This is a genomic window from Oryzobacter telluris, from assembly GCF_043099285.1.
Lineage (GTDB): Bacteria > Actinomycetota > Actinomycetes > Actinomycetales > Dermatophilaceae > Oryzobacter > Oryzobacter telluris.
The window spans coordinates 3504042-3526637 of the sequence record NZ_CP170723.1; the positions used below are offsets into that span (position 1 = coordinate 3504042).

Annotated in this window: 22 protein-coding genes and 1 tRNA gene; 5 read left to right on the forward strand and 18 right to left on the reverse strand. The window is 73.3% G+C overall.

Annotation, left to right across the window (positions count from 1 at the left end; genetic code table 11):
- The first annotated feature begins 130 nt into the window (after positions 1–130).
- Positions 131–1474 carry a vanadium-dependent haloperoxidase gene (locus tag ACFLFB_RS16345; protein ID WP_392543225.1) on the forward strand — a complete coding sequence of 448 codons (1344 nt, stop codon included), beginning with the start codon at positions 131–133 and terminating at the stop codon, positions 1472–1474.
- Positions 1475–1478: 4 nt separating this feature from the next.
- Here the strand turns inward: ACFLFB_RS16345 and ACFLFB_RS16350 are convergent, their stop codons facing one another.
- From ACFLFB_RS16350 to ACFLFB_RS16390, 9 genes are all read right to left on the reverse strand, one after another.
- Entirely contained in the window at positions 1479–1979 is a 501-nt protein-coding gene (locus ACFLFB_RS16350) for a DUF3180 domain-containing protein (protein WP_392543226.1), read from the reverse strand.
- Positions 1980–1985: 6 nt separating this feature from the next.
- Positions 1986–2909: a 2-amino-4-hydroxy-6-hydroxymethyldihydropteridine diphosphokinase gene (gene folK, locus ACFLFB_RS16355; RefSeq protein WP_392543227.1), complete on the reverse strand. Its 924-nt coding sequence runs from the start codon at positions 2907–2909 to the stop codon at positions 1986–1988.
- Complete coding sequence (gene folP / locus ACFLFB_RS16360) at positions 2906–3748, reverse strand: dihydropteroate synthase (RefSeq protein WP_392543228.1); 843 nt, start codon at positions 3746–3748, stop codon at positions 2906–2908. The genes folK and folP overlap by 4 nt, the downstream gene beginning before the upstream one ends.
- 7 nt (positions 3749–3755) lie before the next feature.
- Entirely contained in the window at positions 3756–4340 is a 585-nt protein-coding gene (gene folE / locus ACFLFB_RS16365) for a GTP cyclohydrolase I FolE (protein ID WP_392545439.1), read from the reverse strand.
- 34 nt (positions 4341–4374) lie between these two features.
- Positions 4375–6477 (reverse strand): ATP-dependent zinc metalloprotease FtsH, encoded by a 2103-nt coding sequence (gene ftsH / locus ACFLFB_RS16370; protein ID WP_392543229.1) that lies wholly within the window; start codon positions 6475–6477, stop codon positions 4375–4377.
- A 153-nt stretch (positions 6478–6630) separates the two neighbouring features.
- Entirely contained in the window at positions 6631–7182 is a 552-nt protein-coding gene (gene hpt, locus ACFLFB_RS16375) for a hypoxanthine phosphoribosyltransferase (RefSeq protein WP_392543230.1), read from the reverse strand.
- Positions 7183–7221: 39 nt separating this feature from the next.
- Complete coding sequence (gene tilS / locus ACFLFB_RS16380) at positions 7222–8217, reverse strand: tRNA lysidine(34) synthetase TilS (RefSeq protein ID WP_392543231.1); 996 nt, start codon at positions 8215–8217, stop codon at positions 7222–7224.
- 73 nt (positions 8218–8290) lie between these two features.
- Entirely contained in the window at positions 8291–9376 is a 1086-nt protein-coding gene (locus tag ACFLFB_RS16385) for a zinc-dependent metalloprotease (protein WP_392543232.1), read from the reverse strand.
- Positions 9361–10800: a D-alanyl-D-alanine carboxypeptidase/D-alanyl-D-alanine-endopeptidase gene (locus ACFLFB_RS16390; RefSeq protein WP_392543233.1), complete on the reverse strand. Its 1440-nt coding sequence runs from the start codon at positions 10798–10800 to the stop codon at positions 9361–9363. The genes ACFLFB_RS16385 and ACFLFB_RS16390 overlap by 16 nt, the downstream gene beginning before the upstream one ends.
- A 106-nt stretch (positions 10801–10906) precedes the next feature.
- Here ACFLFB_RS16390 and ACFLFB_RS16395 point away from each other — a divergent pair, with 106 nt between their 5' ends.
- On the forward strand, positions 10907–11539 hold the full coding sequence (locus ACFLFB_RS16395; protein WP_392543234.1) for an inorganic diphosphatase: 633 nt from the start codon (positions 10907–10909) through the stop codon (positions 11537–11539).
- 33 nt (positions 11540–11572) lie between these two features.
- Here ACFLFB_RS16395 and ACFLFB_RS16400 read toward each other — a convergent pair whose 3' ends face one another.
- From ACFLFB_RS16400 to ACFLFB_RS16410, 3 genes are all read right to left on the reverse strand, one after another.
- Positions 11573–12070 carry a DUF427 domain-containing protein gene (locus ACFLFB_RS16400; protein WP_392543235.1) on the reverse strand — a complete coding sequence of 166 codons (498 nt, stop codon included), beginning with the start codon at positions 12068–12070 and terminating at the stop codon, positions 11573–11575.
- Positions 12071–12146: 76 nt separating this feature from the next.
- Positions 12147–12220, reverse strand: a tRNA-Thr gene (locus ACFLFB_RS16405).
- An 88-nt stretch (positions 12221–12308) separates the two neighbouring features.
- A complete protein-coding gene (locus ACFLFB_RS16410; protein WP_392543236.1) occupies positions 12309–13850 on the reverse strand; it encodes an alpha/beta hydrolase in 1542 nt (513 codons plus the stop codon).
- Positions 13851–13993: 143 nt separating this feature from the next.
- On the opposite strand from ACFLFB_RS16410, the gene ACFLFB_RS16415 reads away from it, so the two are divergent.
- Genes ACFLFB_RS16415 through ACFLFB_RS16425 form a run of 3 tightly spaced genes read left to right on the forward strand, consistent with a single transcriptional unit; the run spans position 13994 to position 15493 of the window.
- Positions 13994–14344, forward strand: coding sequence for a type VII secretion target (locus ACFLFB_RS16415; protein WP_392543237.1), 351 nt, complete (start codon positions 13994–13996; stop codon positions 14342–14344).
- Positions 14345–14354: 10 nt separating this feature from the next.
- Positions 14355–15107: a hypothetical protein gene (locus ACFLFB_RS16420; protein ID WP_392543238.1), complete on the forward strand. Its 753-nt coding sequence runs from the start codon at positions 14355–14357 to the stop codon at positions 15105–15107.
- Positions 15108–15115: 8 nt separating this feature from the next.
- Entirely contained in the window at positions 15116–15493 is a 378-nt protein-coding gene (locus ACFLFB_RS16425) for a hypothetical protein (protein ID WP_392543239.1), read from the forward strand.
- Positions 15494–15502: 9 nt separating this feature from the next.
- On the opposite strand, the gene ACFLFB_RS16430 is transcribed toward ACFLFB_RS16425, so the two are convergent.
- From ACFLFB_RS16430 to aroE, 6 genes are all read right to left on the reverse strand, one after another.
- Positions 15503–16642 (reverse strand): DNA polymerase III subunit delta', encoded by a 1140-nt coding sequence (locus ACFLFB_RS16430; RefSeq protein ID WP_392543240.1) that lies wholly within the window; start codon positions 16640–16642, stop codon positions 15503–15505.
- Positions 16639–17265 carry a dTMP kinase gene (tmk, locus tag ACFLFB_RS16435; RefSeq protein ID WP_392543241.1) on the reverse strand — a complete coding sequence of 209 codons (627 nt, stop codon included), beginning with the start codon at positions 17263–17265 and terminating at the stop codon, positions 16639–16641. The genes ACFLFB_RS16430 and tmk overlap by 4 nt, the downstream gene beginning before the upstream one ends.
- A gap of 51 nt (positions 17266–17316) precedes the next feature.
- Complete coding sequence (locus tag ACFLFB_RS16440) at positions 17317–18108, reverse strand: MerR family transcriptional regulator (protein WP_392543242.1); 792 nt, start codon at positions 18106–18108, stop codon at positions 17317–17319.
- Positions 18109–18160: 52 nt separating this feature from the next.
- The gene (locus ACFLFB_RS16445; protein WP_392543243.1) at positions 18161–18610 is read right to left on the reverse strand and encodes an SCP2 sterol-binding domain-containing protein; all 450 of its coding nucleotides are present in this window, start codon (positions 18608–18610) and stop codon (positions 18161–18163) included.
- A 149-nt stretch (positions 18611–18759) separates the two neighbouring features.
- On the reverse strand, positions 18760–21537 hold the full coding sequence (gene topA, locus ACFLFB_RS16450; RefSeq protein ID WP_392543244.1) for a type I DNA topoisomerase: 2778 nt from the start codon (positions 21535–21537) through the stop codon (positions 18760–18762).
- A 108-nt stretch (positions 21538–21645) separates the two neighbouring features.
- Positions 21646–22494: a shikimate dehydrogenase gene (gene aroE / locus ACFLFB_RS16455; protein ID WP_392543245.1), complete on the reverse strand. Its 849-nt coding sequence runs from the start codon at positions 22492–22494 to the stop codon at positions 21646–21648.
- Positions 22495–22596: the final 102 nt, after the last annotated feature.

Here is a 22596-nt window from a genome sequence, read left to right on the forward strand (position 1 = left end):
GCGCGTGGTGGGTTACTGGACGGATGGGAGGGGCCCGGTGACCGGGCCCGCACGGTCCGGTCATCCTCACCAGACATCCGACGCGACGTCAGGCCTGCGGGCCGGGGGCGGGTCGGAGGAGGAGAACGTGATGTCACGACGTCGATCCACCACCCTCGTCGCCCTGGCCGTCGGTGGGCTCCTGGGGGCCCTCGGCACGACCGGCGCCTCGGCCGCACCGGCGACGGGGACCGATGCCAGCGAGGTGACCCACTGGAACCAGGTCGCCACCTCGACCCTGGGGGCCCTGCCCGGGCCCGACGGCGGGGCACCACCCGCCTTCTCGATCAACATGGCGATGGTGCAGGGCGCCGTCTACGACGCGGTCAACGCCATCGGCCCCAAGCGCTACCGCCCGTACGTGCTGGAGACGCGCACGGGTGCGAGGGCGTCGGTCGACGCGGCGGTCGCGACCGCGGCCCACGACGTCATCGCGAACCTCGTGACGACCGCGCCGGAGCGGGTCCCGTTCCCCGGCCGCGCGGGTCTGCTCGGCACGCTGGCCACGACGTACGCGGCCTCACTCGACGCCGTCGCCGGCGGCGCGTCGAAGCGGCAGGGCATCGCGGTGGGCCACGCCGCGGCAGCGGCGATGCTCGCCGCCCGCGCGGGCGATGGCCGATTCGGTCCCTCCGCGTGGGTGAACGACACCCGGCCCGGGCACTGGCAGCCGCTGGCCCCCGGCGGCGTGCCGGCGCTGGACCCGACCCCGTGGGCGGGCGACGTCAGGCCGTTCACGCTGACGAGCTCCTCGCAGTTCCGCTCGACCCCACCACCCGACCTCGGCAGCGCGCAGTGGGCCACCGAGCTCAACGAGGTCAAGGCCCTGGGCCGGGCCACCGGCTCCACGCGCACCGACGAGCAGACCTACATCGCCCGCTGGTGGCAGAGCGCCCCGGTCTTCAGCTGGAACGAGGTGGCCCGGCAGCTCATCACCCGCGCCGACCTCACCGCCGCCGACAGCGCGCGCCTGCTGGCGCTGCAGAACCTCAGCGGCGCCGACGCGGTCATCAACTGCTGGAACGACAAGTACCACTTCGACTTCTGGCGGCCGTGGAACGCGGTGGTCCGGGCGGGTGAGGACGGCAACGACGCGACCGTGGCCGACCCGGACTGGACCGCGCTCATCGCGGCGCCGTACCCGGAGTGGACCTCGGGCCACAACTGCCTCGACGCCGCCCACGTCGCCGTGCTGCGGATGTGGTTCGGCGACGACCCGGTCGGCGGTCCCTTCCAGATCACGAGCTTCTTCTCCAACCCCGGCGGGCCCGGCGTGCGGACGTTCGACACGTTCTCGCAGCCGCTCACCGAGGTGATCGAGGCGCGGATCTGGGCCGGGCTGCACTACCGCAGCTCGGACGTCCAGGGCCAGGTGCTCGGCCGCAACGTCGCGGCCTGGGCCACATCGCACTACCTGCGCCCGATCGGTCACTGACCGCTCAGCGGCGTTCGAGGCCCTTGGTCTCGCGGCCGTTCTCGCCACGCTCGTCGTCCTCCGGCGGGTCGACCCGGCACCAGCGCTGGGCGACCAGGCCGGCGGCGGCGAGGGCCACCCCGGTCAGAGCGAGCGCGAGGAGCGGCAGCAGCCGCATCTGGTTCGCGACGAGCGAGAGGTCGGTGGCGACGACGGCCAGCTGGCCGAGGTACCAGCCCGCGGCGAGCGAGCCGGTGAGGGCGGCCGCCTGGGCGAGGACGACCACCCGCGCCGCGCGCAGTGCGTCGAGGGGTGCGGTCGCCCGACCCTGGAGGTAGCGGCGCACCGGCCGCGCGATCCAGAGCACCAGCGCGCCCATGACGACGATGAGGATCCCGGCCAGCACCGGCGGTCGGGGTACGAGCGAGCCCGAGCGGGTGAGGAGCGAGAACACGACGAACGCGACCGCTCCCGCCAGGAGCGAGGACAGCACGAGCGTCTGGAGCCGGATCTCACGGTGGCGCATCGGGACTCAGGGCCCTTCGTCGAGGTCGGGGTCGGGGCGGGGTCGCACGTCACCGGTGTCGAGGCCGGCGACGAGGTCGGCGACCCGCACGACCTCGGTGCCCACCCGCAGCACGGCGTCGGGGTCGGCGTCGAGCCAGGGCACGAGGACGAAGCCGCGCTCGTGGGCGCGGGGGTGGGGCAGGGTGAGCGCCTCGCGTGCGGAGACGACGTCGGTGCCCGCCGCCGGGTCGCCGTACTGGACGAGGTCGAGGTCGAGGGTGCGCGGACCCCAGCGGACCTCGCGCGTCCGACCGAAGCTCCGCTCGACGGCGTGGAGGCGGTGGAGCACGGAGAGGGGCGACAGCGTCGTCATCCCCACGACCACGGCGTTGACGTAGTCGGGCTGGCCCACCGGGCCACCCACGGGGGCGGTGTCGAACAGGGCCGACTCGTGCGCGTCCTCCAGCTCGGCCTCTGCCGAGAGCGCCCCGACGGCGAACATCAGCGTGTCCTCCGGGAAGTCCTCACCGCGCTGCAGGTTCGCCCCCACCGCGATGACGACCGGCACCGGTTCGCGTCGCCGGACGACCCGGACGGTGACGTCACCGAAGGGCACCCCCACGGGTGCCTGGGGTTTGTGCACCGTGACCGCGACCTCGTCGACCTCGGTGTGCCGCAAGGCATCCTCGGCGATGACGTGGGCGAGGCGCTCGATGAGGTCGAACGGCTCGCCCTCGATCCGAGCGAGGACCGTGGCCCCGATCTCGCCGTAGTTGACGGTGTCCGCCAGGTCGTCGGTGCGGCCGGGCAGCGAGAGGTCCACGGCGAGCTCGACGTCGACGACGAACTCCTGTCCCTCGCGCTTCTCGTGCTCGAAGACGCCGTGGAACCCTCGGCCGCGAACGCCCGAGAGGGTGATGCGGTCGCCCGCCCCGCCGAGGCCGCTCACGAGGTCGCCCCCCGTCCGGCGAGGGCGTCGGCGACGTCGAGGGCGTCGACGGTGCCGGCGACGTCGTGCACGCGCACCGCCCACACGTCGTGCTGCGCCGCGTAGAGGGTCGTGGCCGCGGTGGCGACGTCGCGCTCGAGCGGAGGACGCTCGGTCTGCGGGGTGCGCCCCACCAGCCCGAGGAACTTCTTGCGCGACGCCCCGAGCACCACCCGGTGCCCCATCGCGGACACCTCGTCGAGGCGGCGCAGGAGCTCCCAGTTGTGGTGGGCCAGCTTGGCGAAGCCCAGGCCCGGGTCGAGCAGGACGTCCTCGCGCGCGACCCCGGCGGCCACGAGCGCCTCGACGCGCTCCCCCAGCTCGGCGACCACGTCGGCGACGACGTCGTCGTACTGCGCCCGGCTCTGCATGTCGGCGCTGTGCCCGCGCCAGTGCATCGCGACGATCGGCACGCCGCGCTCGGCGACGAGCGCGCCCATCTGCGGGTCGGCGAGGCCACCGCTCACGTCGTTGACCAGCGTGGCGCCGGCGTCGAGCGCCAGGGCGGCGACCTCCGAGCGCATCGTGTCGACCGAGACGGGGACCAGCGACGAGAGCCCCGCCACGACGGGCAGCACCCGCCGCAGCTCCTCCTCGGTGCTGGGGCGCTCGGCGCCCGGGCGGGTCGACTCGCCGCCGACGTCGAGGAGGTCGGCGCCCTGCGCCACGAGCTCACGGCCGTGGGCCAGCGCGGCCTCCGGCGTGAACCAGGCACCGCCGTCGCTGAACGAGTCGGGCGTGACGTTGACGACGCCCATGACGAGCGGCCGTCCGGTGGTGCGGGCGCTCGGCAGGGTCACCGGCGGCTCACCGCTTGCCGCCGAGGAGGAGCGACATGGCCTCGGCCCGGGTGGCGGGGTCGCGCAGCTGCCCACGGACCGCGGAGGTGATGGTGCGCGAGCCGGGCTTCTGCACCCCGCGCATCGACATGCACAGGTGCTCGGCCTCGACGACGACGATGACGCCCTGGACGTTGAGGTGCTCCACGAGCGCGTCGGCGACCTGGGTGGTGATCTGCTCCTGCACCTGCGGGCGCCGGGCGAACACCTCGACGAGCCGGCCGAGCTTGGACAGCCCGGTGACCTTGCCGTCGTCGGCGGGGATGTAGCCGATGTGGGCGACGCCGTGGAAGGGGAGCAGGTGGTGCTCGCACGTGGAGTACATCGGGATGTCGCGCACGATGATCAGCTCTTCGTGCTCGATCGAGAACGTCTTCGACAGCACCTCGGCGGGGTCCTGCCAGAGCCCGGCGTACAGCTCGGAGGCCGCCTTGGCCACACGGGCCGGCGTCTCGCGCAGGCCCTCGCGGTCGGGGTCCTCCCCGATGGCCGCGAGGAACTCACGGACCGCCGCCTCCGCCCGCGCGATGTCGACCGGGGGTCGGGTCGTCACGGGGTCGGAGGCGGGCGCTCCGGTGAGGTCGGGCTCAGGGCTCGACACGACCACCGTCCGGGACCTCGATGACCGCGGTCGGCGGGTGCTCGTGGTGGTGCGGGTCGGCGCCCTCCGCCGCGGCCTCGTCGATGGCCGCCTCGGTGCCGGGGTCGCCCTGCTTCACCTGGGCACCGGCAGGGGCGCCGGACCCGTTGCGCCCGTTCATCGCGGCCTGCTCGGCCGGCGTCATCACCGGGGGCAGGTCGGACAGGGTGCGGTGCTCGCTGGAGAGCCACTGCGGGCGGCGCGCGTTCTTGTTGATGTCGGAGAACATCTCGGCGAGCTCGGCGGCGTTGAGCGTCTCCTTCTCGAGGAGCTCGAGCACGAGCCGGTCGAGGAGGTCGCGGTTGTCGTTCACCACGTGCCACGCCTCGTCGTGCGCGTCGTCGATGAGCTTGCGGACCTCCTCGTCGACCACGGCCGCCACCTGCTCGGAGTAGTCGCGCTCGTGGCCCATGTCGCGGCCGAGGAACGGCTGGCTCTGGGTGTGCCCCAGCTTGATGGCGCCCACTCGCTCGCTCATGCCGTACTCGGTGACCATCGAGCGGGCCAGTGCCGTGGCCTTCTCGATGTCGTTCGCCGCACCGGTGGTGGGGTCGTGGAAGATGATCTCCTCCGCGACGCGGCCACCGAGGGCGTACGCGAGCTGGTCGAGGATCTCGTTGCGCGTGGTCGAGTACTTGTCGTCGGTCGGCATGACCATCGTGTAGCCCAGGGCCCGGCCGCGCGGCAGGATCGTCACCTTCGTGACGGGGTCGAGGTGGTTCATCGCCGCGGCGACGAGGGCGTGGCCACCCTCGTGGTACGCCGTGATCTTGCGCTCCTTGGCCGACATGATGCGCGTGCGCTTCTGCGGGCCGGCGATGACGCGGTCGATGGCCTCGTCGAGGACCTCGTCGTCGATGAGCTTCTTGTCGCCACGGGCGGTGAGCAGCGCGGCCTCGTTGAGGACGTTGGCGAGGTCGGCACCGGTGAAGCCCGGCGTGCGACGGGCGACGGCCAGCAGGTCGACGCCGGCGGCGAGCGGCTTGCCCTGTCCGTGCACCTCGAGGATGCGGTGGCGCCCGATCATGTCGGGGTTCTCCACCGCGATCTGGCGGTCGAAGCGACCGGGACGCAGCAGCGCGGGGTCGAGGATGTCGGGCCGGTTGGTGGCCGCGATGAGGATGACGTTGGTCTTGACGTCGAAGCCGTCCATCTCCACGAGGAGCTGGTTGAGCGTCTGCTCGCGCTCGTCGTGCCCACCGCCGAGGCCGGCGCCACGGTGGCGGCCGACGGCGTCGATCTCGTCGACGAAGACGATGGCCGGGGCGTTGGCCTTGGCCTGCTCGAAGAGGTCGCGCACGCGGGACGCACCCACACCGACGAACATCTCGACGAAGTCCGAGCCGGAGATCGAGTAGAACGGCACGCCGGCCTCCCCCGCGACCGCGCGGGCCAGGAGGGTCTTGCCGGTACCGGGCTGGCCGTAGAGCAGCACGCCCTTGGGGATCTTGGCGCCCACGGCGAGGAACTTGGCGGGCTCGCGGAGGAACTCGACGATCTCCTGGAGCTCCTCGACCGCCTCGTCGGCGCCGGCGACGTCGGAGAAGGTGACCTTGGGGGTGTCCTTCGTGGCGAGCTTGGCGCGGGACTTGCCGAACTGCATCACCCGCGAGCCGCCACCCTGGGCCTGGCTCATGAGGAACCAGAACAGGCCGACGAGGAGCAGAACCGGGAAGAAGCTGATGAAGATGGTCCAGAAGGCGCTGTCGCCCTCGCGCTTGTCGTTGTAGCCGCCGGGGACGCCGGCGTTGACCGCCGTGACGATCTCCTCGGCGCGCGCGTCGATGAACTCGGCGCGGACCTTGGTCGCGTTGCGGACGTCGGTGGCCTCGTCGGTGAAGCTCTCGCCCGACTTGAGGTCGAGGCTGATGACGTTGTCGGTGGTCAGCTCGACCTTGGCGACCTTCTTGTCGGTGAGGAGCTTCTCGGCCTGCGAGGTCGTGATGGTGGAGTACCCGCCGTCACCGTCGAACGAGAAGACCGTCAGCATCACCACGACGACGGCGAGGACCCAGAAGACCGGGGTCCGGAAGATGCGCTTGAAGTCCATGTGGGTACGGAGCGTGCTGCTCCGGTCCTCCTGCTCGGGTTGGGCGGGCCGCCCGGCGAGGACGCCGGTTGGGCGGGTACACGCTAGCAACGAGCCCCGTCGGCCCGGTGTTCCGCGTGCTCAGGGCCTTTGACGAACCTCCGAGCCGGCGGGTCAGCTGTAGACGTGCGGCGCGAGGGTCCCGACGACGCGCAGGCCGCGGTAGGCCTCCGCGTAGTCCAGGCCGTAGCCGACGACGAACTCGTTGGGGATGTCGAAGCCGACCCACCTGACGTCGACCTCGACCTTGGCGGCGTCGGGCTTGCGCAGCAGCGTGCAGATCTCGACCGAGGCCGGGTTGCGCGACTCGAGGTTGGACTTGATCCACGACAGGGTCAGGCCCGAGTCGACGATGTCCTCGACGATGACGACGTGCCGGCCGCTGATGTCGGCGTCGAGGTCCTTGAGGATGCGCACCACCCCGCTGCTCTTGGTGCCCGAGCCGTACGACGACACCGCCATCCAGTCGACGGGGACGGTGACCGGCAGGGCGCGCATGAGGTCGGCCATCACCATCACCGCGCCCTTGAGGACGCCGACGAGCAGGAGGTCCTTGCCCTCGTACTCGGTGGCGATGAGGTGGGCCAGCTCGTCGAGCTTGTCGTGGATCTGCTCCTCGGTGACGAGGACTCGTTCGAGGTCGGCTCCCATGTGGGCGGCGTCCACTGCGGCTCCTGTGCTGGTGGGTGGCGCGGGCGGTCCCTATTAGACCGGAGTGGCCGGGGCGATGGTGACCCGACCGTCGAACCGGGTCACCCGCAGGTCGCCCGGGGCGTGCACCGGGCCCTGTCCGTGCCACGCGGTGACGAGCAGGTCGCAGGCGTCGGTGTGCCGGCTCGACACCTGCCCGGCGGGTGCCCCGGCGGCCACGAGGAGGCGGCGCCAGACCCGGGTCCGGACGGCGCGGGGCAGGTCGGCGAGGGCGTTCGCCGACCACGGGCCGTCCCCGAGGGCGGTCACGGCCTCGTCCGCCAGGGCGTCGAGGTGGTCGGCGTCGTCCCGCATGAGGTCGGCGCTGCGGGCCAGGGCCGCGGCGACGCCCGGGCCGAGGTCGCGCTCGAGGTCGGCGACGGCCCGGCGGGCGCGCACCCGGGTGACGGCCTCGTCCTCGTTCATCGGGTCGTCCCACCAGGCCAGGCCCTCGGCGGCGCAGGCGGCACGGGTCTCCTTGCGGGAGGTGCCCAGCAGGGGGCGGCGGTAGCGGTCGCGCGCCGCGGGCATCCCGGCGAGGGAGCGGGCACCCGAGCCGCGGGTGAGGCCGAGGAGGACCTGCTCGGCCTGGTCGTCGCGGGTGTGGCCGAGGAGGACGACCGCGGCACCGAGGCGGTCGGCCGCGTCGTCGAGGGCGGCGTAGCGTGCGGAGCGGGCCGCGGCCTCGCGGCCGTCCCCGGTGCCCGTCGCGACGGTCACCGCCACGACCTCGACCGGGTCGAGGCCGAGGGCGGTGAGCGTGGCGGCCGCGGCCTGCGCGACCTCCGCCGAGCCGTCCTGGAGCCCGTGGTCGACGACGACGGCGCCGGCGCGACGACCCTCACCCTGCGCGACGAACGCCACGGCATCCGCGAGCGCCAGGGAGTCCGCTCCCCCGCTGCACGCCACGAGGACGAGGTCGGCGGGGTCGAGGTCGGCCAGCGCGGTGCGCACCGCGACCCGCACGGCCGCCACCGCTGGGTCCGGCCGCCCGCCCTCACGTCGCCTCATCCCGTCATTCTCGGGCGTGAGTGCGGAAACGGTGGCCGGGGCGACCACTTCCGCACTCGCGGCGGGGGACGGGTCAGCCGTGGACGCGGCGGACCCAGCTGCGGGGGTCCTCGATCTCGCGGGCCAGCGGCAGCGTCTCCGGAGAGGTCCACACGGCGTTGAACCCGTCGACGCCCACGGCGTCCTGCACCTCGCGCACGAACCGGGCACCGTCGCGGTACTGGCGCATCTTGGCCTCGAGGCCGAGCAGGCGGCGCAGCACGCGGTCGGCCGCCCCGGCACCCTTGCGCTTCTCGGTGAACTTGGCCCGGATGTGGTCGACGGTGGGGATGTGGGCGGGCCCGACGTCGTCCATGACGACGTCGGCGTGGCCCTCGAGGAGCGACATGACCGCGGTGAGCGCCGCCATGCGCTCGCGCTGCTCGGGGGTGGTGACGAGGTCGGCGAGGCCGGTGCTGCCCTCCTTGAACAGGTCCGGCAGCTTCTCGGTGATGCTCCTGGCGAGCTCCTGGATGCGCTGGGTGTCGGGCGCGAGGTCGCCGGCGAGCTCGCGGGCCGAGCTGATGACGTGGTCGCGCAGCCACGGGTTCGCGGTGAACTGCACGCGGTGGGTCTCCTCGTGCATGCAGACCCAGCGGCGAAAGTCGTCGCGGTCGACCCCGAGCTCGTCGGAGACGGCCATGAGGTTCGGGGCCACGAGCATCAGCGCCGGGGTGCCATCGGGCGCGAGGTCGTACTGGCCGAGCACCTTGGGCGCCATGAACGCCAGCAGCGCCCCGGCCTCGGCACCCGTCACCCGGCCGCCGATGGCGCGAGCGGCGGGCCCCGGGGTCTCGCCCCGCTTCTCGATGATGGCGTCGAAGGTCGGGTCGAGCATCGCGCCCATGGAGTCGGCGTTGACCGCGATCCACGTGGCGCGGTCGACGACGAGGGCATCGGGCGCGTCGGGCGGCGTCTGCATCCGGGCGGTCTCCGCGACCGGGGTGCGGGCCGCGCGCGCGGCCTCGCGGATGGCGGCGACCTCGGCCTGCGCCTGCGCGGGGGTCACGCTCGGGCCGGCGGGCACGAGCGTGCGCCCCGTCGTCTTCGCGAACTCCCAGTCGACGTACCCCACGTGGTCCTGCCTCTCCTCGGTGCCGCCGGTCAGCGGCAGCCGCACCTGGTGAGTGCGGCCACGATCCGGTCCAACGCGGCCCGTGCGCGCTGCGTTCCCCCGTAGGTGTGGGGGAAGCGGTCGACGAGGACGGCGAAGGTCAGGGGGCGCCCGTCGGCGGTGACCGTGGTCCCGGCCAGCGACGACCCCGCGCGCAGGGTGCCCGTCTTGGCGCGCGGCAGCCCGACGACGTCCTTCGTGGCGGGGGCGGAGAAGCGCCGCGCGAGCGTCCCCGACAGGCCGGACACGGGCAGGGCGGCCACCGCGCCGCGCAGCTCCTCGACGTCGCCGCTCGCGGCCACCCGGAGCACGCCGGAGAGCGTGGCCGCGCTGGCCGCCTGCCCGGGGCTCAGGCCCGAGGCGTCCTTGAGGACGAGGCCCTGCGTCGGCACGTCGTGGGCCTCGAGGCGCTCGACGACGTACGCGGCGTCGGCGGTGGCGGCCGTGGTGTCCCGGCCGGAGGCCGCGGCCGCCTGGCGCACGAGGTTCTCGGTGAGGGCGTTGTCGCTGCGGTCCAGGGCCAGCTCGAGGACCTCGCCGTAGGTCGCCGACTCCACGGCACCGAGCTGCTGGGCGGTGGCGGGGGCCGGCGTGCTCCATCCCTTCTCGGGCAGGAGGGTGGCCGTGACCCCGCGCTCGGCGAGGCGGGCGACGAAGGCCCTGGCCACCTGCCGCTCGGGGTCGGCCGGGGCGGGGTGGGCGGCCCGGGCGCGCTGGGAGGACAGCCCCGTCATCACGACGGCCTGGGTGAACCCGTCGCGCACGTCGTTGGGGTTCCACGTGGCCGGGATGCGAGGGCCCGGGGCGTAGGAGAGGTCGAGGCGCAGGCGCACGTCGGTGCGACCGGTGGCCGCGAGGGAGTCGGCGACCTGGGCGGCGAGGTCGGCCAGGCCCGCCCGCCCTGCCACGGCGTCGGTCACGCCGGGCCCGGGCGCCAGCAGGGTGTCGCCGGACGCCACGAGGACGAGGTCGGCCGAGCCCGGGACCGCGACGACGCGGGTCGACATCCGGGCACCGAGCTCGAGGCCGTCGGCGACGGCGAGCGCCGCCATCAGCTTGGCGGTGGAGGCCGGGACGCGCGGGGTGTCGGCGTCGATGGCGTAGATCTCCTCGCCGGTGACGCCGTCGCGGATGCTCAGGCCGATCCCGCCCTTCAGGGCCGGGTCGTCGGAGGCCGCGGCGACGGCGGCGGCCAGGCCGGCCTCGGTCGGCTGGGGGGCGTCGGCGCCGGTGGCGGTGAGCACGGGGTCGGCGAAGGCGTCGGGCGACGGGAGGACGACCGGGGCCGGCGTGCCGGACACCGTGGGGGTCGGGACCGACACCGCGGCGTCGCGCGTGAGGATGCCCGGGGCGAGGTCGAGGACGTCGGCCGCGCCGTAGCCGGCCACGGCGAGGACGCCGACCGCCGAGGCGGCCATGACCCGTCTCACCCCGTCTCCCTTCGTCGGCCCGGGGCCCCATGCGCCAGACTGTCCTCTCGAGCCTAGGTCAGACGCAGCGGCGAGTCCGTCGCACAACTACAGGGAAGGGCACGTCGTGGAGTTCGACGTCACCATCGAGATCCCCAAGGGGCACCGCAACAAGTACGAGGTCGACCACGAGACGGGTCGCATCCGCCTCGACCGCCTCCTGTTCACCTCGATGGCGTACCCCTCGGACTACGGCTACGTCGAGGAGACCCTCGGCGAGGACGGCGACCCGCTCGACGCCCTCGTGCTGCTCGACGAGCCGACCTTCCCGGGCTGCCTCGTGCGGGCCCGCCCCATCGGCATGTTCCACATGCGCGACGAGGCCGGTGGCGACGACAAGATCCTCTGCGTGCCGGCCGGCGACCCGCGCCGCTTCAACATCACCGAGCTCGAGGACATCAGCGAGTTCGACCGCCTGGAGATCCAGCACTTCTTCGAGACCTACAAGGACCTCGAGCCCGGCAAGTCCGTCGAGGGTGCCCACTGGGCCGGCCGCGAGGATGCCGAGCGGTGCGTCACCGAGGCCATCGAGCGGGCCCGCGAGGCCGGCATGAGCACGGCCCGCTGGCGGATGCCCGAGCACGACACGGGGGGCGCCACCGAGGCCTCGCGCCGACACACCCAGGACGAGCTCACCGCCGCGGCCGAGAAGGCCCGCAACGAGCTGGCGACGAAGGACAAGCCGCTCAGCGACGACTGAGCGGCACCGCACCCGGCTGGTGGGGCCTCGACCTCACCAGCCGAGGGTGCCCGGCTCGCCCTTGAACGGGCCGACGACCCGGCTGGTGATCCAGCCGCCGTAGAAGCCGCCGGCCTGGGGCACGACGAGCTCCCCGGCCACCGTGCAGCGGTCCACGGCCCCCGGCATCACGGCGACGTGGCCGACCAGCGCCGCGAAGCCGCGCGACGGGTTCGGGTACGTCCATGCGGCCCGCGAGGCCACCAGACCGCCCGCGACGAGGTCGAAGTAGGCCGCCTGGCCCTTGAACTCGCACCACGTGGCGCCGGCGACCGGCCGCAGCGCGCCCTCGGCCACGTCCTCGACCGGCAGGTAGTACGTGGGCGGGTGGCTCGTCTCGAGGACGCGCAGCGTGCGGCTGGAGGACGCGACGCGCTCGCCGCCCAGCCACACCTCGACGACCTCGTCGGAGGTCTCGACGCGCGGCGGCCTCGGGTAGTCCCAGACCGACTCCTGGCCGGCGGCGGGAGGGTGGGGCGACGGGTGTCTCATCGCCTCATCCTGCCTCCCCTGCAGGGCCGGGACGCACGAAGGCCCCCACCGGTGAGGTGGGGGCCGTCGTCGAGGGAGCCGCCTAAGGGAATCGAACCCTTGACCTATTCATTACGAGTGAATCGCTCTGGCCGACTGAGCTAAGGCGGCAGGTGTCCGAGCGGGCTCGGGCACGCCGGACGAGTATACGAGCCGACCGGGGTCGCGACGCAAACCGGGCCAGAGCCCCCCGACGCCCTCAGCAGCGCAGGCCGTCGCGGGGCTGGGTGCCCTTGAGGTAGAAGGCGTCCACGGCCTTGTCGACGCACGCGTTGGAGCGCGTGTACGCGGTGTGGCCGTCGCCGTCGAAGGTGATGAGCGAGGCCTTGGCCAGCTGCTCGCGCAGCCGCACGGCCCACTCGTACGGGGTCGCCGGGTCGCGCGTGGTGCCGATGACGACGATCGGGGCCGCGCCCTCCGCCGAGATCTTCTTCGGGGTGTTGGTCGACTCGATCGGCCAGTACCCGCACACGAGCGAGCTCCACATGAGGAACGGGCCCCAGGTCGGCGCCTCCTTCAGCGACTCCTCCGCCAGCGTGGCGCGGGCCGCGACGTCGTCGTCCTCGGGCTTGTCGAGGCAGTTGACGGCGTAGATGACCTCCATGATGTTGCCCGCGTACTGGCCGCCGGGGTTGCGGTCGGCGTACTGGTTGGCGAGCTGCATCAGGGCGGTGCCGTCGCCGCCGACGGCCTGGCGCATCGAGTCGACGAGGGTCTGCCAGGCGCCCTGGTCGTACATCGCGGCGGCGATGCCGAGCGACGCCCAGCCCTCGGTGAGGCGCGGGATGGCGTTGTCGCCGGTGCGCGGCAGCGGGCTCTCGTCGACGCTCTTGAGGAAGGTGCGCAGCCCCTCCATCACGCGGTCGACCGACCCGCCGAGGGGGCAGTCACCCTGGTCGACGCAGTAGGCGGCCCACTCGCGCGTGGCCAGCTCGAAGCCCTTGGCCTGGCCGAGGTTGATCTCGTCGGAGGTGAGGTCCGGGGCGACGACGCCGTCGAGGACCATCCGGCCGACCTGCGCCGGGAAGAGGTCGGCGTACACGGCGCCGAGGTAGGTGCCGTACGACTTGCCGAGGTAGGTGAGCTTCTCCTCGCCGAGCGCGGCCCGCAGGACGTCCATGTCCTTGGCGGCCTCGACCGTGGAGACGTGGCCCAGCAGCGGTCCCGCGGTGCGGCCGCACGACTGCGCGAAGCCGCGGGCCGTGGCGGCGAACTGCTGCTGCTCGGCGGCGTCGTCGGGCGTGGGGTCGCTGCCGAGGAAGGCGTCGAGCTCGCGGTCGGTGACGCAGTCGATGGGGGCCGAGCGGGCGACCCCGCGCGGGTCGAAGCCCACGACGTCGTACGCCTGCCGCACCCCGGCCCCGACGATGAAGTCGGCCGCCCGTGCGTAGTCGACCCCCGAGCCACCCGGCCCGCCCGGGTTGACGACGAGGGAGCCGAGCCGCTTGGACTCGCGCTTGGCCGGCACCTTGACCACGGCGAGGTCGATGGTGTCGCCGCCCGGGGCGGCGTAGTCGACGGGCACGCGCAGCCGGGCGCACTGGGCGCCCTCGCAGTCGCTCCACTGCAGGCGCTGGGTGTAGAACGCCGCGAGCGCCTCCGACCCCGGGGGCGGGGACTGCGGCGACACCGACGTGGTCGGGGTCCGGGTTCCACCCGTGACGCCCTCGACGACCGAGCACCCCGCGAGGAGGAGGGACACGACCGTGGCGCCGGCGAGGACGGAGGCGCGGCGGTTCACGGTCCGCACCCTAGGCGAGCCGTCTGGGGGCTGACCTTCGGGGGAGGTCACGAAACGGCCGCATTCGCGTGGGCAGTGCTCCCCATTGCCCGTAGGGTGCGCGTCGGGGGACGGTGGGGTCCCACCAGCCAGGGGAGGACACCATGGGCGAGCGCGACGACCTGTCGACGAACAGCAGTGACCCGGAACGCTTCCGGGCCGAACCTGCCGGCATGCGCAAGTACGGGGCCGAGTTCATGGACCTCGCTGACGACGCGGCCGAGGCGATCACCTACGCCGACACCTGGGTCGACTTCGACCCCTCGGGCGGGGCCGTCTTCGAGCGCTTCGTCGACGTCACCACGGGCATGGACACCGGGGTCCGCGACCTGATGAAGGACATCCACGCCGCGGTGAGCGGCACCGCCGCGGCCATCATGGCGTCGGCCGACCGGTACGAGGGGCTCGACGCCGCGGCCGCGCAGCGCCTCGACGCCTCCTACTGGAAGAACTGAGGGGCCCACCATGGTGAACGCGAGCGAGGGTGGCGGCGGCGGCTGGAACCCGGGGAGCTGGCTCTACGAGCCGATCCCGAAGGAGCCGATCCCCTCGACGTTCGACGCCGCCCTCAACATGGCCGACTGGCTCTCGCTCGGCCACTGGGCGCTCGTGGCGCTCGACAAGGCCGACGGCGACTTCGACTTCCAGGAGAAGGTCCAGACCTGGATCGCCGGCGACTGGGAGCACGTGGCCGTCTCGGCCGCGGCGATGCGCAACCTCAAGGGGTACTGCGAGTCGATGGCGAACGCGATCGACGGCTACTCCGGCTTCCTCGACCAGCACTGGGACGGCGAGGCGTGGCAGGCCGCGCAGCTGACGATGGTGTCGCACAGCATCGCCATCGCCAAGGCCGCCGACATGCTCGAGATCGCCGCCGACAGCTACGACGACGTCGCGAACGGCCTCTACGGCGTCGCGAAGGACGTCGGCATGCTCATCCAGACGCTCATCGACCTCCTCATCGCGGCCGGCATCAGCGCCGCGGCGACCGTGGCCGGGTCGTGGACCCTCATCGGCGCGGCCATCGGCACCGCCGCGACCTATTACGGCATCACCGAGATCGTCAAGACGATCCAGAAGATCATCGCCCTCATCGAGGGGGCGATGACGATCGTCGACGTGCTCGTCGACAGCGTCTCGGCCCTGCTCGGGTCGGCCGGCGACTGGCACCTCGTCGACATCCCCGACGCCTTCGAGAACAACAACGCCCCGGCCTGAGGAGTCCCGTGAGCACCCCCGCACCCGACGACCAGCCGCTGCTCCCCGGCGCCGCGCTGCCCGCGCGCGTCCAGCAGCACCTGCGCGAGTCGCTGACCCTCATCCGCGACCAGGCCCAGGACCCCGGCGTGCGCCGCCGCATCGACGACGTCCTCCAGGGGCGCTCCTCGCTGCGCGACCTCGCCCGCGACGACGCCTTCTCCACGATGATGACGCCGCTCGTCGAGCGCGGGATGGCGCGCCTCGACGCGCTGTCCCCACAGGAGCGGGCCGTGGCCGAGGCCGACGCCGCGGCCCTCGGGCGCGGCGAGCCGACGCAGGCCGAGCGCGACGGTGCGGGTGAACCCGGGCCGGCCTCCCCCGCGTCGGGCCAGGGGACCTGGTAGCCGGGTCGGTCAGCGGGGCAGGCGGAGGTCGAGGGCCATCGCCTCGAGCGCGAGCAGCGGGTTGACGTTGGCGTCGATCCGCTCGCGGGCGGTGCCGATGGCGTCCATGGCCCGCAGCAGCGCCTCGGACTCGAGCAGGTCGGCGACGCGCTGGACCACCTGGCGGCTGTCCTCGTTGACCAGCGCCGTGCCCGCCTGCGTCCGCACGACGAGCGCGTCGCGGTAGACCGAGAGCAGGTCGACGAGCGCGCGGTCGACGACGTCGCGGGTGAACCGGGTGGCCCGGGCCTTCTGCTCCTTCTCGAGCGAGGCGACCTGCGAGCGGATGTGCGGGGGCTGGGTCCGCGCGGAGGGGTCGGCGCCGAGCACCTCCATCAGGCGGGTCCGCTCGGCGGCGTCGCGCTCGGTGGAGGCCGCGGCCGACTCCTCCGCGGCGATGGTCATGATGTCCTGCGCCGCGCCGATGGCCTCGCCGACGCCGGTGATCTTCGTGGCCATCGTGATGACGTCGTGGCGCCGGATGCGGGCGTGCTCGTCGCGGGCGAGGCGGCGGGCGAGGCCGACGTGCTGCTGGGCGGCACGGGCGGCGTAGAGCGCCATCGCCGGGTCGACGCCGTCGCGGCGCACGAGCAGGTCGGCGACCGCCGCGACCGACGGGGTGCGCAGCCGCACGTGCCGGGACCGCGAGCGGATGGTGATGATGACGTCCTCGACCGAGGGGGCGCACAGCATCCACACGGTGCGGGGCGTGGGCTCCTCGAGGGCCTTGAGCAGGGCGTCGGCGGCGCGCTCGGTGAGGCGGTCGGCGTCCTCGACGACGATGACGCGGTACCGGCCGACCGAGGGGCGTCGGGCGGCCAGCTGGACGAGGTCGCGGGCCAGCTCGACCTTGATCGACAGGCCCTCGGTGGCGACGACGTCGACGTCGGCGTGGGTGGCCTCGAGCGCGGTGCGGCACTCGCGGCAGGTGCCGCAGCCGCCCGTGGGGCAGAGGAGGGCGGCCGCGAAGGCGCGGGCGGCGACCGACCGGCCCGACCCGGGCGGCCCGGTGAACAGCCAGGCGTGCGTCATCGCCGCGGGGTGGCCGGCCGCGTGCTCGAGGGTGGCGACCGCCGCCTCCTGGCCGATGACGTCGCGCCAGACGCTCACGGGGCGAGCACCCCCATCGCCTCGAGCCGCTCCAGCACGGCGTCGTGGAGCTGATCGGGCGGGCGGGTGCCGTCGAGCACGAGGTAGCGGTCGGGGTGGCCGGCCGCCATCGAGAGGAAGTGCTGCCGGATCGCGTCGTGGAAGGGGTCGGCCTCGGCCTCGAGCCGGTCGTGGACGTCGCCGCGGCGGCGGCGGCCCTCCTCCGCGCTGACGTCGACGACGACGGTGAGGTCGGGGACGAGGGAGTCGACGGCCCACATCTGCAGGTCGTGCACCTCGGGGGCGCCGAGGTCGCGACCGGCGCCCTGGTAGGCCACCGAGGAGTCGGTGTAGCGGTCGGTGAGGACGACGTCGCCCGCCGCGAGCGCCGGCCGGATGACGAGGTCGACGTGGTGCGCCTTGTCGGCGGCGAAGAGCAGCACCTCGGCGCGCGGCGACACGTGGTCGCCGTGGAGGACGAGCTCGCGGATGGCGGCGCCGAGCTCGGTGCCGCCCGGCTGGCGGGTGACGAGGACCTCGCGGCCGCGGGCGCGCAGGGCCTCGGCGAGCAGCCGCACCTGGGTCGACTTGCCCGCGCCGTCACCGCCCTCGAAGGCGATGAACAACCCCTCGTGTCCCGTCACGGGGCGAGCCTAGGCCAGCCCCGCGACAGCGTCCGTGCCGCGGGGCCGCGCTCAGGCCGGCTGGTGGCGGTCGGCGTTGGCGTGGATGGCGTCGTGCACGTACTGCGCGAGCCCCGGCGCCTGGTCCTCGTAGGTCTTCGTGAACCGCGGGTCGGCCACGTACATGTCGGCCAGCCCCCGGTGGAAGGTGTGGTCGCAGTCGTAGAACCACCGGTGGATGACGAGGCGCGCGGCCTCCGCCGCGTCCATCGCCTCGGTCGAGGTCGGCGGGTGGCCCGCCTGCATCGCCTCGACGAGCCGACGGCCCGATGCCTCCTGGTCGGCCTTGACCTGCTCCCAGTCGGCCTTGGTGTAGCGCTTGGTGCGCGACGCCGACTGCGTCCAGGCGTCGGTGTCGCCCCAGCGCTCCTGCGCCTCGGCCTGGTACTCCTCGCTGAAGCCGTCGCCGAAGAGCTCCTTGAGGTCCTCGGTCGTGGCGGGCTGCTGCTCCATCTCTCTCTCCAGTGCTCGGTCGATGGCCGTGACGAGCTCGGCGAGCTCGTCCAGCCGGGACACGACCGCGTCGCGCTGGCGGCGCAGGTGCTCCTCCGCGGTCCCGTCGCCGTCGAGCAGGGACTGCACCTCGTCGAGGGACAGGCCGAGCCGGCGGTACGTGACGACGGAGGCGAGCCGGGTGAGGTCGGCGTCGGCGTAGAGGCGGTACCCGGCGTGCGTGCGCGCGCTGGGGACGACGAGGCCGACGGCGTCGTAGTGGTGCAGCGTGCGCACCGTGACGCCGAAGGTCTCGGCCACCTGGCCGACGGTGAGCTCCACCCGTGCAGTGTGCTGGCTCGTCGCGGTCATGTCACCACCGTGACGCCTCACGCCGCGTGAGGGTCAACCCCGTTCGAACGGGTCAGCCCTTGGGGGTCTCGAACCAGGTCGCGAGGGCGGTGGCGAGGCCGAGGTCGCCCTTGGCCTTGACCTTGCCCATCATGAACATCATCGCGGGGTTGCCGGTGCCGGTGATGAGCTTGAGGAACTCGGCCGGGCCGAGCTGCAGCGACAGGTCGGGCGCCGTGGTCGGGTCCTTCTCCACCGTGCAGGTGCCGTGGTCCACGACGACCGCGTAGGTGTCGGAGGAGTCGTCCGGGCCGCCGGTCACGCGGAAGTCGATGCGCGCGCTGCGGTCGCCGGCCTTGTCGGCGCGGAACTGCTCGGGGAAGCGCGCGAAGACCTTGTCGAGGACGTCCGCGCGGTCGGGACCGCCGAGGTCCTCACGGATCTGGGCGTCGCTCATGCCCTTGACGAGGGCCACGAAGTCGGCCGCCGGGAGGCCGGACAGGGTCTGCGGGTTCAGTGCCATGACGATGAACCTACTCGCGGGTAACCCCGATCGCCAACCGGATGTGCGCGGCCTCACCGTCGCCCCGACGCCGAACGTGGGTGAAACCCGCCGCCATACCGACGGGTCTTCACCCACGTTCGCGCGGGGGTCGCGTGGGCCGGCCGGCGTCAGGCCTTCTTGGTCGCCGACTTCTTCGTCGCGGTCTTCTTCGTCGCCGCCTTCTTGGCCGGCGCCTTCTTCGTCGCCTTCTTGGCCGTCTTCTTCACCGGACCGCGTGCCCGCTTGTCGGCGAGCAGCTCGTACCCGCGCTCGGGGCTGATCTGCTCGGGGTCGTCGTCCTTGCGCAGCGTCGCGTTGGTCTCGCCGTCGGTGACGTACGGCCCGAACCGCCCGTCCTTGACGACGACCGGCTTGCCCGACACGGGGTCGTTGCCCAGCTCGGCCAGCGGCGGCTTCGCGGCCGCCCGCCCCCGCTGCTTGGGCTGCGCGTAGATGGCGAGCGCCTCCTCGAGCGTGATGTCGAAGAGCTGCTGCTCGGTGACGAGCGAGCGCGAGTCGGTGCCCTTCTTCAGGTACGGCCCGTATCGCCCGTTCTGTGCGGTGATCTCGACGGAGGTCCCGTCCTCCTCGGTCGACGTCCCGACGACGCGGGGCAGCGAGAGCAGGCGCAGCGCGGCCTCGAGGTCGATGGTCGCGAGGTCCATGTCCTTGAACAGCGACGCGGTGCGGGGCTTGGCCTTCGCCGCGGCCTTCTTGCCCTTCGCCGGGGCAGGGGCGTCGTCCTCGGGCAGCACCTCGGTGACGTACGGCCCGTACCGGCCGGCGCGGGCGACGATCTCGTGGCCCGACTCCGGGTCGGTGCCGAGCACCCGGCCGTCGTCGGCCGCCAGCTCGAGCAGCTCGCGCGCCTTGGCGGGGGTCAGCTCGTCGGGGGCGATGTCGTCGTTGATGGTGGCGCGGCGCGGCTGCGCGGGAGCGGCGTCGGCGGCCGTGGCGTCGGTGACCTCACCCGTGGCGGGGTCGACCCCGGCGGGCACGACCTCCTCCACGTACGGTCCGTACCGGCCCACGCGCACGACGATCCCGTCGCCGATCTCGATGGTGGAGATCGCCCGGGCGTCGATGTCGCCGAGGTCGGCGACGAGGTCGCGCAGACCCTCGGCGGAGTGCCCCTCCTCGCCGAAGTAGAACCGGTGCAGCCAGGCGGCGCGCTCCTGGTCGCCGCGCGCGATGGCGTCGAGGTCCTCCTCCATCGAGGCGGTGAAGTCGTAGTCGACGAGGCGCGAGAAGTGCACCTCCATCAGGCGGGTGACGGCGAAGGCCAGCCACGACGGCACGAGGGCCGAGCCGCGGTTGGAGACGTACCCGCGGTCCTGGATGGTGCCGATGGTCGAGGCGTAGGTGGACGGGCGGCCGATGCCCATCTCCTCCATGGCCTTGACGAGCGTGGCCTCGGTGTAGCGGGCCGGGGGCGAGGTCTCGTGGCCGAGGGCGTCGGCGCGGACCGTGCGCAGTGCGGTGCCCTCGCCGAGGCGGGGCAGGCGGCGCTCCTCGTCGTCACCGCCGCGCTTCGCGGACTCGTCGCGACCCTCCTCGTAGGCGGCGAGGAAGCCGCGGAAGGTGATGACCGTGCCGCTCGCCGACAGCTCGACCTCGCGGGCCGGGGCGTCGGTGAGGGTGGCGGCGAGGCGCACCGAGGCCGTGGAGCCCCGCGCGTCGGCCATCTGCGAGGCGACGGTGCGCTTCCAGATCAGCTCGTAGAGCGCGAACTCCTCGCCGCGCAGCTCGCCCCGGACCTGCGCGGGGGTGCGGAAGCGGTCACCGGACGGGCGGATCGCCTCGTGGGCCTCCTGCGCGTTCTTGACCTTCTTCTCGTACAGCCGCGGCGAGTCGGGCACGTACTCGGCGCCGTACATCTCCCGCGCCTGGGTGCGGGCGGCGGTGAGCGCGGACTCCGACAGCGAGGTGCTGTCGGTCCGCATGTAGGTGATGTAGCCGTTCTCGTAGAGGCGCTGGGCCACGCGCATCGCGTTGCGGCTGTTGAGGCGCAGCTTGCGCGAGGCCTCCTGCTGCAGCGTGCTCGTGGTGAACGGCGCGCTCGGGCGGCGGGTGTACGGCTTCTCGCTGACCTCGGCGACGCGCACCTGGGCGTCGTGGAGGGCGGTCGCGATGCCGCGCGCCGTCGCCTCGTCGAGCGCGGTGGCCTTGGCGTTCTTCAGCGTGCCGTCGTCGGCGAAGTCGCGGCCGGTGGCCACGCGCGCACCGTCGACGCCGGTGAGGCGGGCGGTGAACTGGTCGCTCTCGGCGCCGGGCGTGACGTCGGCCTCGACGTCCCAGTACGACGCGGTGCGGAACGCCATCCGCAGCCGCTCGCGCTCGACGACGAGGCGGGTGGCCACCGACTGCACGCGGCCGGCGGACAGGCCGGCCTTGACCTTGCGCCACAGCACGGGCGAGACCTCGTAGCCGTAGAGGCGGTCGAGGATGCGGCGCGTCTCCTGGGCGTCGACGAGGCGGACGTCGAGGTCCCGAGTGGTGTTGGAGGCTCGCTGGATGGCCTCCTTGGTGATCTCGTGGAAGACCATCCGCTTGACCGGGACCTTGGGCTGGAGCGTCTCGAGCAGGTGCCACGCGATGGCCTCGCCCTCGCGGTCCTCATCAGTGGCGAGGTAGAGCTCGTCGGCGTCCTTGAGCAGCGCCTTGAGCTCGCGGACCTTCTTCTTCTTGTCCGCGTCGACGACGTAGTACGGCTCGAAGTCGGCGTCGACGTTCACGCCGAACTTGCCGAAGGGGCCCTTCTTGATGTCCGCCGGCATCTCGCTCGGGGTGGGGATGTCGCGGATGTGGCCGACGGACGCCTCGACGTCCCAGTCGGGGCCGAGGTAGCCGGCGATGGTCCGGGCCTTCGCGGGGGACTCGACGATGACGAGCTTGCGTCCTGCCACTGGTGCACCTGTTCCCGTTCCGTCCGGTCACGTGCAGCGGATTCGTCGCTGCTCCGACGTGCGGACGCCCCGACGGTAGCGCCACGACCGCCGATCCGCGCAACCCGGTCAGAGGCCGAGCGCGTCGGCGGCGGCGGCCCGCATCACCTCCCGGTCCGGTTCGACCCCTGTCCACAGCTGCACGGCGAGCGCCCCCTGGCCCACGAGCATCCCGAGGCCGTCGAGCACCGTGGCCCCCGCGGCGGAGGCCGCGCGCAGCAGGGCCGTGCGCGGTGGCGACACGACGACGTCGGCGACGACGAGGCCGCCGTGGAGGCTGGCGAGGTCGACCTCGGGGAGGACGTCGGCGTCGCCGTACCCGACCGACGTGGCGTTGACCAGCACGTCGACCCCGCCGGGAACCTCGAACGGCCTGTCCCACGGCACGAAGCGGGCCTCCACGCCCGTCCCCTCGGTGACGACCCGTGCCAGCTCGGCCCCCCGCCGCTCGTTGCGGTTGACCACGGTGATGGAGGACGCCCCGGCGAGCGCCGTCTCCACGGCCACGGCACGGGCGGCTCCCCCGGCACCGAGCAACACGACCTGCAGCCCGCGCGGGTCGATGACGGTGCGCAGCGAGGTGACGAAGCCCTGGCCGTCGGTGTTGTGGCCGACGAGGTCGCCGTCGGTGGCGACGACGGTGTTCACCGCGCCGATGACCTCGGCCGACTCCGAGAGCAGGTCGAGGTGGTCGATGACGGCCACCTTGTGCGGCAGCGAGCAGTTGAAGCCGGCCCACCCCATCGCCCGGGCGCCGGAGACGGCGTCGCCGAGGTCGCCGGGCCCGACCTCGCAGTTGAGGTAGCGGGCGTCGATCCCGTGGTGGCGGTAGGCCGCCTCGACCATGACGACCGTGGGGTTGCCGGCCGCCGGGGTGGAGAAGGACCCGGTGTGGATGCCGACGAACGCGCCGCTCATCGCGCGCTCCCCTGCCCGGTCGCGCCGGGCGGCCCGAGGCGGTGGGGCGGTGCGGGCGAGTTCGGCGAGAGCGTGGCGGCGAGCACGCTTCGAGGACACCAT

Bases quoted from the DNA above. Each gene is read 5' to 3' on its own strand.
- ACFLFB_RS16420 (WP_392543238.1), top strand. From the start codon at position 14,355: ATGGTGAACGCGAGCGAGGGTGGCGGCGGCGGCTGGAACCCGGGGAGC.
- ftsH (WP_392543229.1), bottom strand. From the start codon at position 6,477: ATGGACTTCAAGCGCATCTTCCGGACCCCGGTCTTCTGGGTCCTCGCC.
- tilS (WP_392543231.1), bottom strand. From the start codon at position 8,217: ATGAGGCGACGTGAGGGCGGGCGGCCGGACCCAGCGGTGGCGGCCGTG.
- ACFLFB_RS16345 (WP_392543225.1), top strand. From the start codon at position 131: ATGTCACGACGTCGATCCACCACCCTCGTCGCCCTGGCCGTCGGTGGG.
- ACFLFB_RS16350 (WP_392543226.1), bottom strand. From the start codon at position 1,979: ATGCGCCACCGTGAGATCCGGCTCCAGACGCTCGTGCTGTCCTCGCTC.
- ACFLFB_RS16400 (WP_392543235.1), bottom strand. From the start codon at position 12,070: ATGAGACACCCGTCGCCCCACCCTCCCGCCGCCGGCCAGGAGTCGGTC.
- ACFLFB_RS16440 (WP_392543242.1), bottom strand. From the start codon at position 18,108: ATGACCGCGACGAGCCAGCACACTGCACGGGTGGAGCTCACCGTCGGC.
- aroE (WP_392543245.1), bottom strand. From the start codon at position 22,494: ATGAGCGGCGCGTTCGTCGGCATCCACACCGGGTCCTTCTCCACCCCG.
- ACFLFB_RS16445 (WP_392543243.1), bottom strand. From the start codon at position 18,610: ATGGCACTGAACCCGCAGACCCTGTCCGGCCTCCCGGCGGCCGACTTC.
- ACFLFB_RS16415 (WP_392543237.1), top strand. From the start codon at position 13,994: ATGGGCGAGCGCGACGACCTGTCGACGAACAGCAGTGACCCGGAACGC.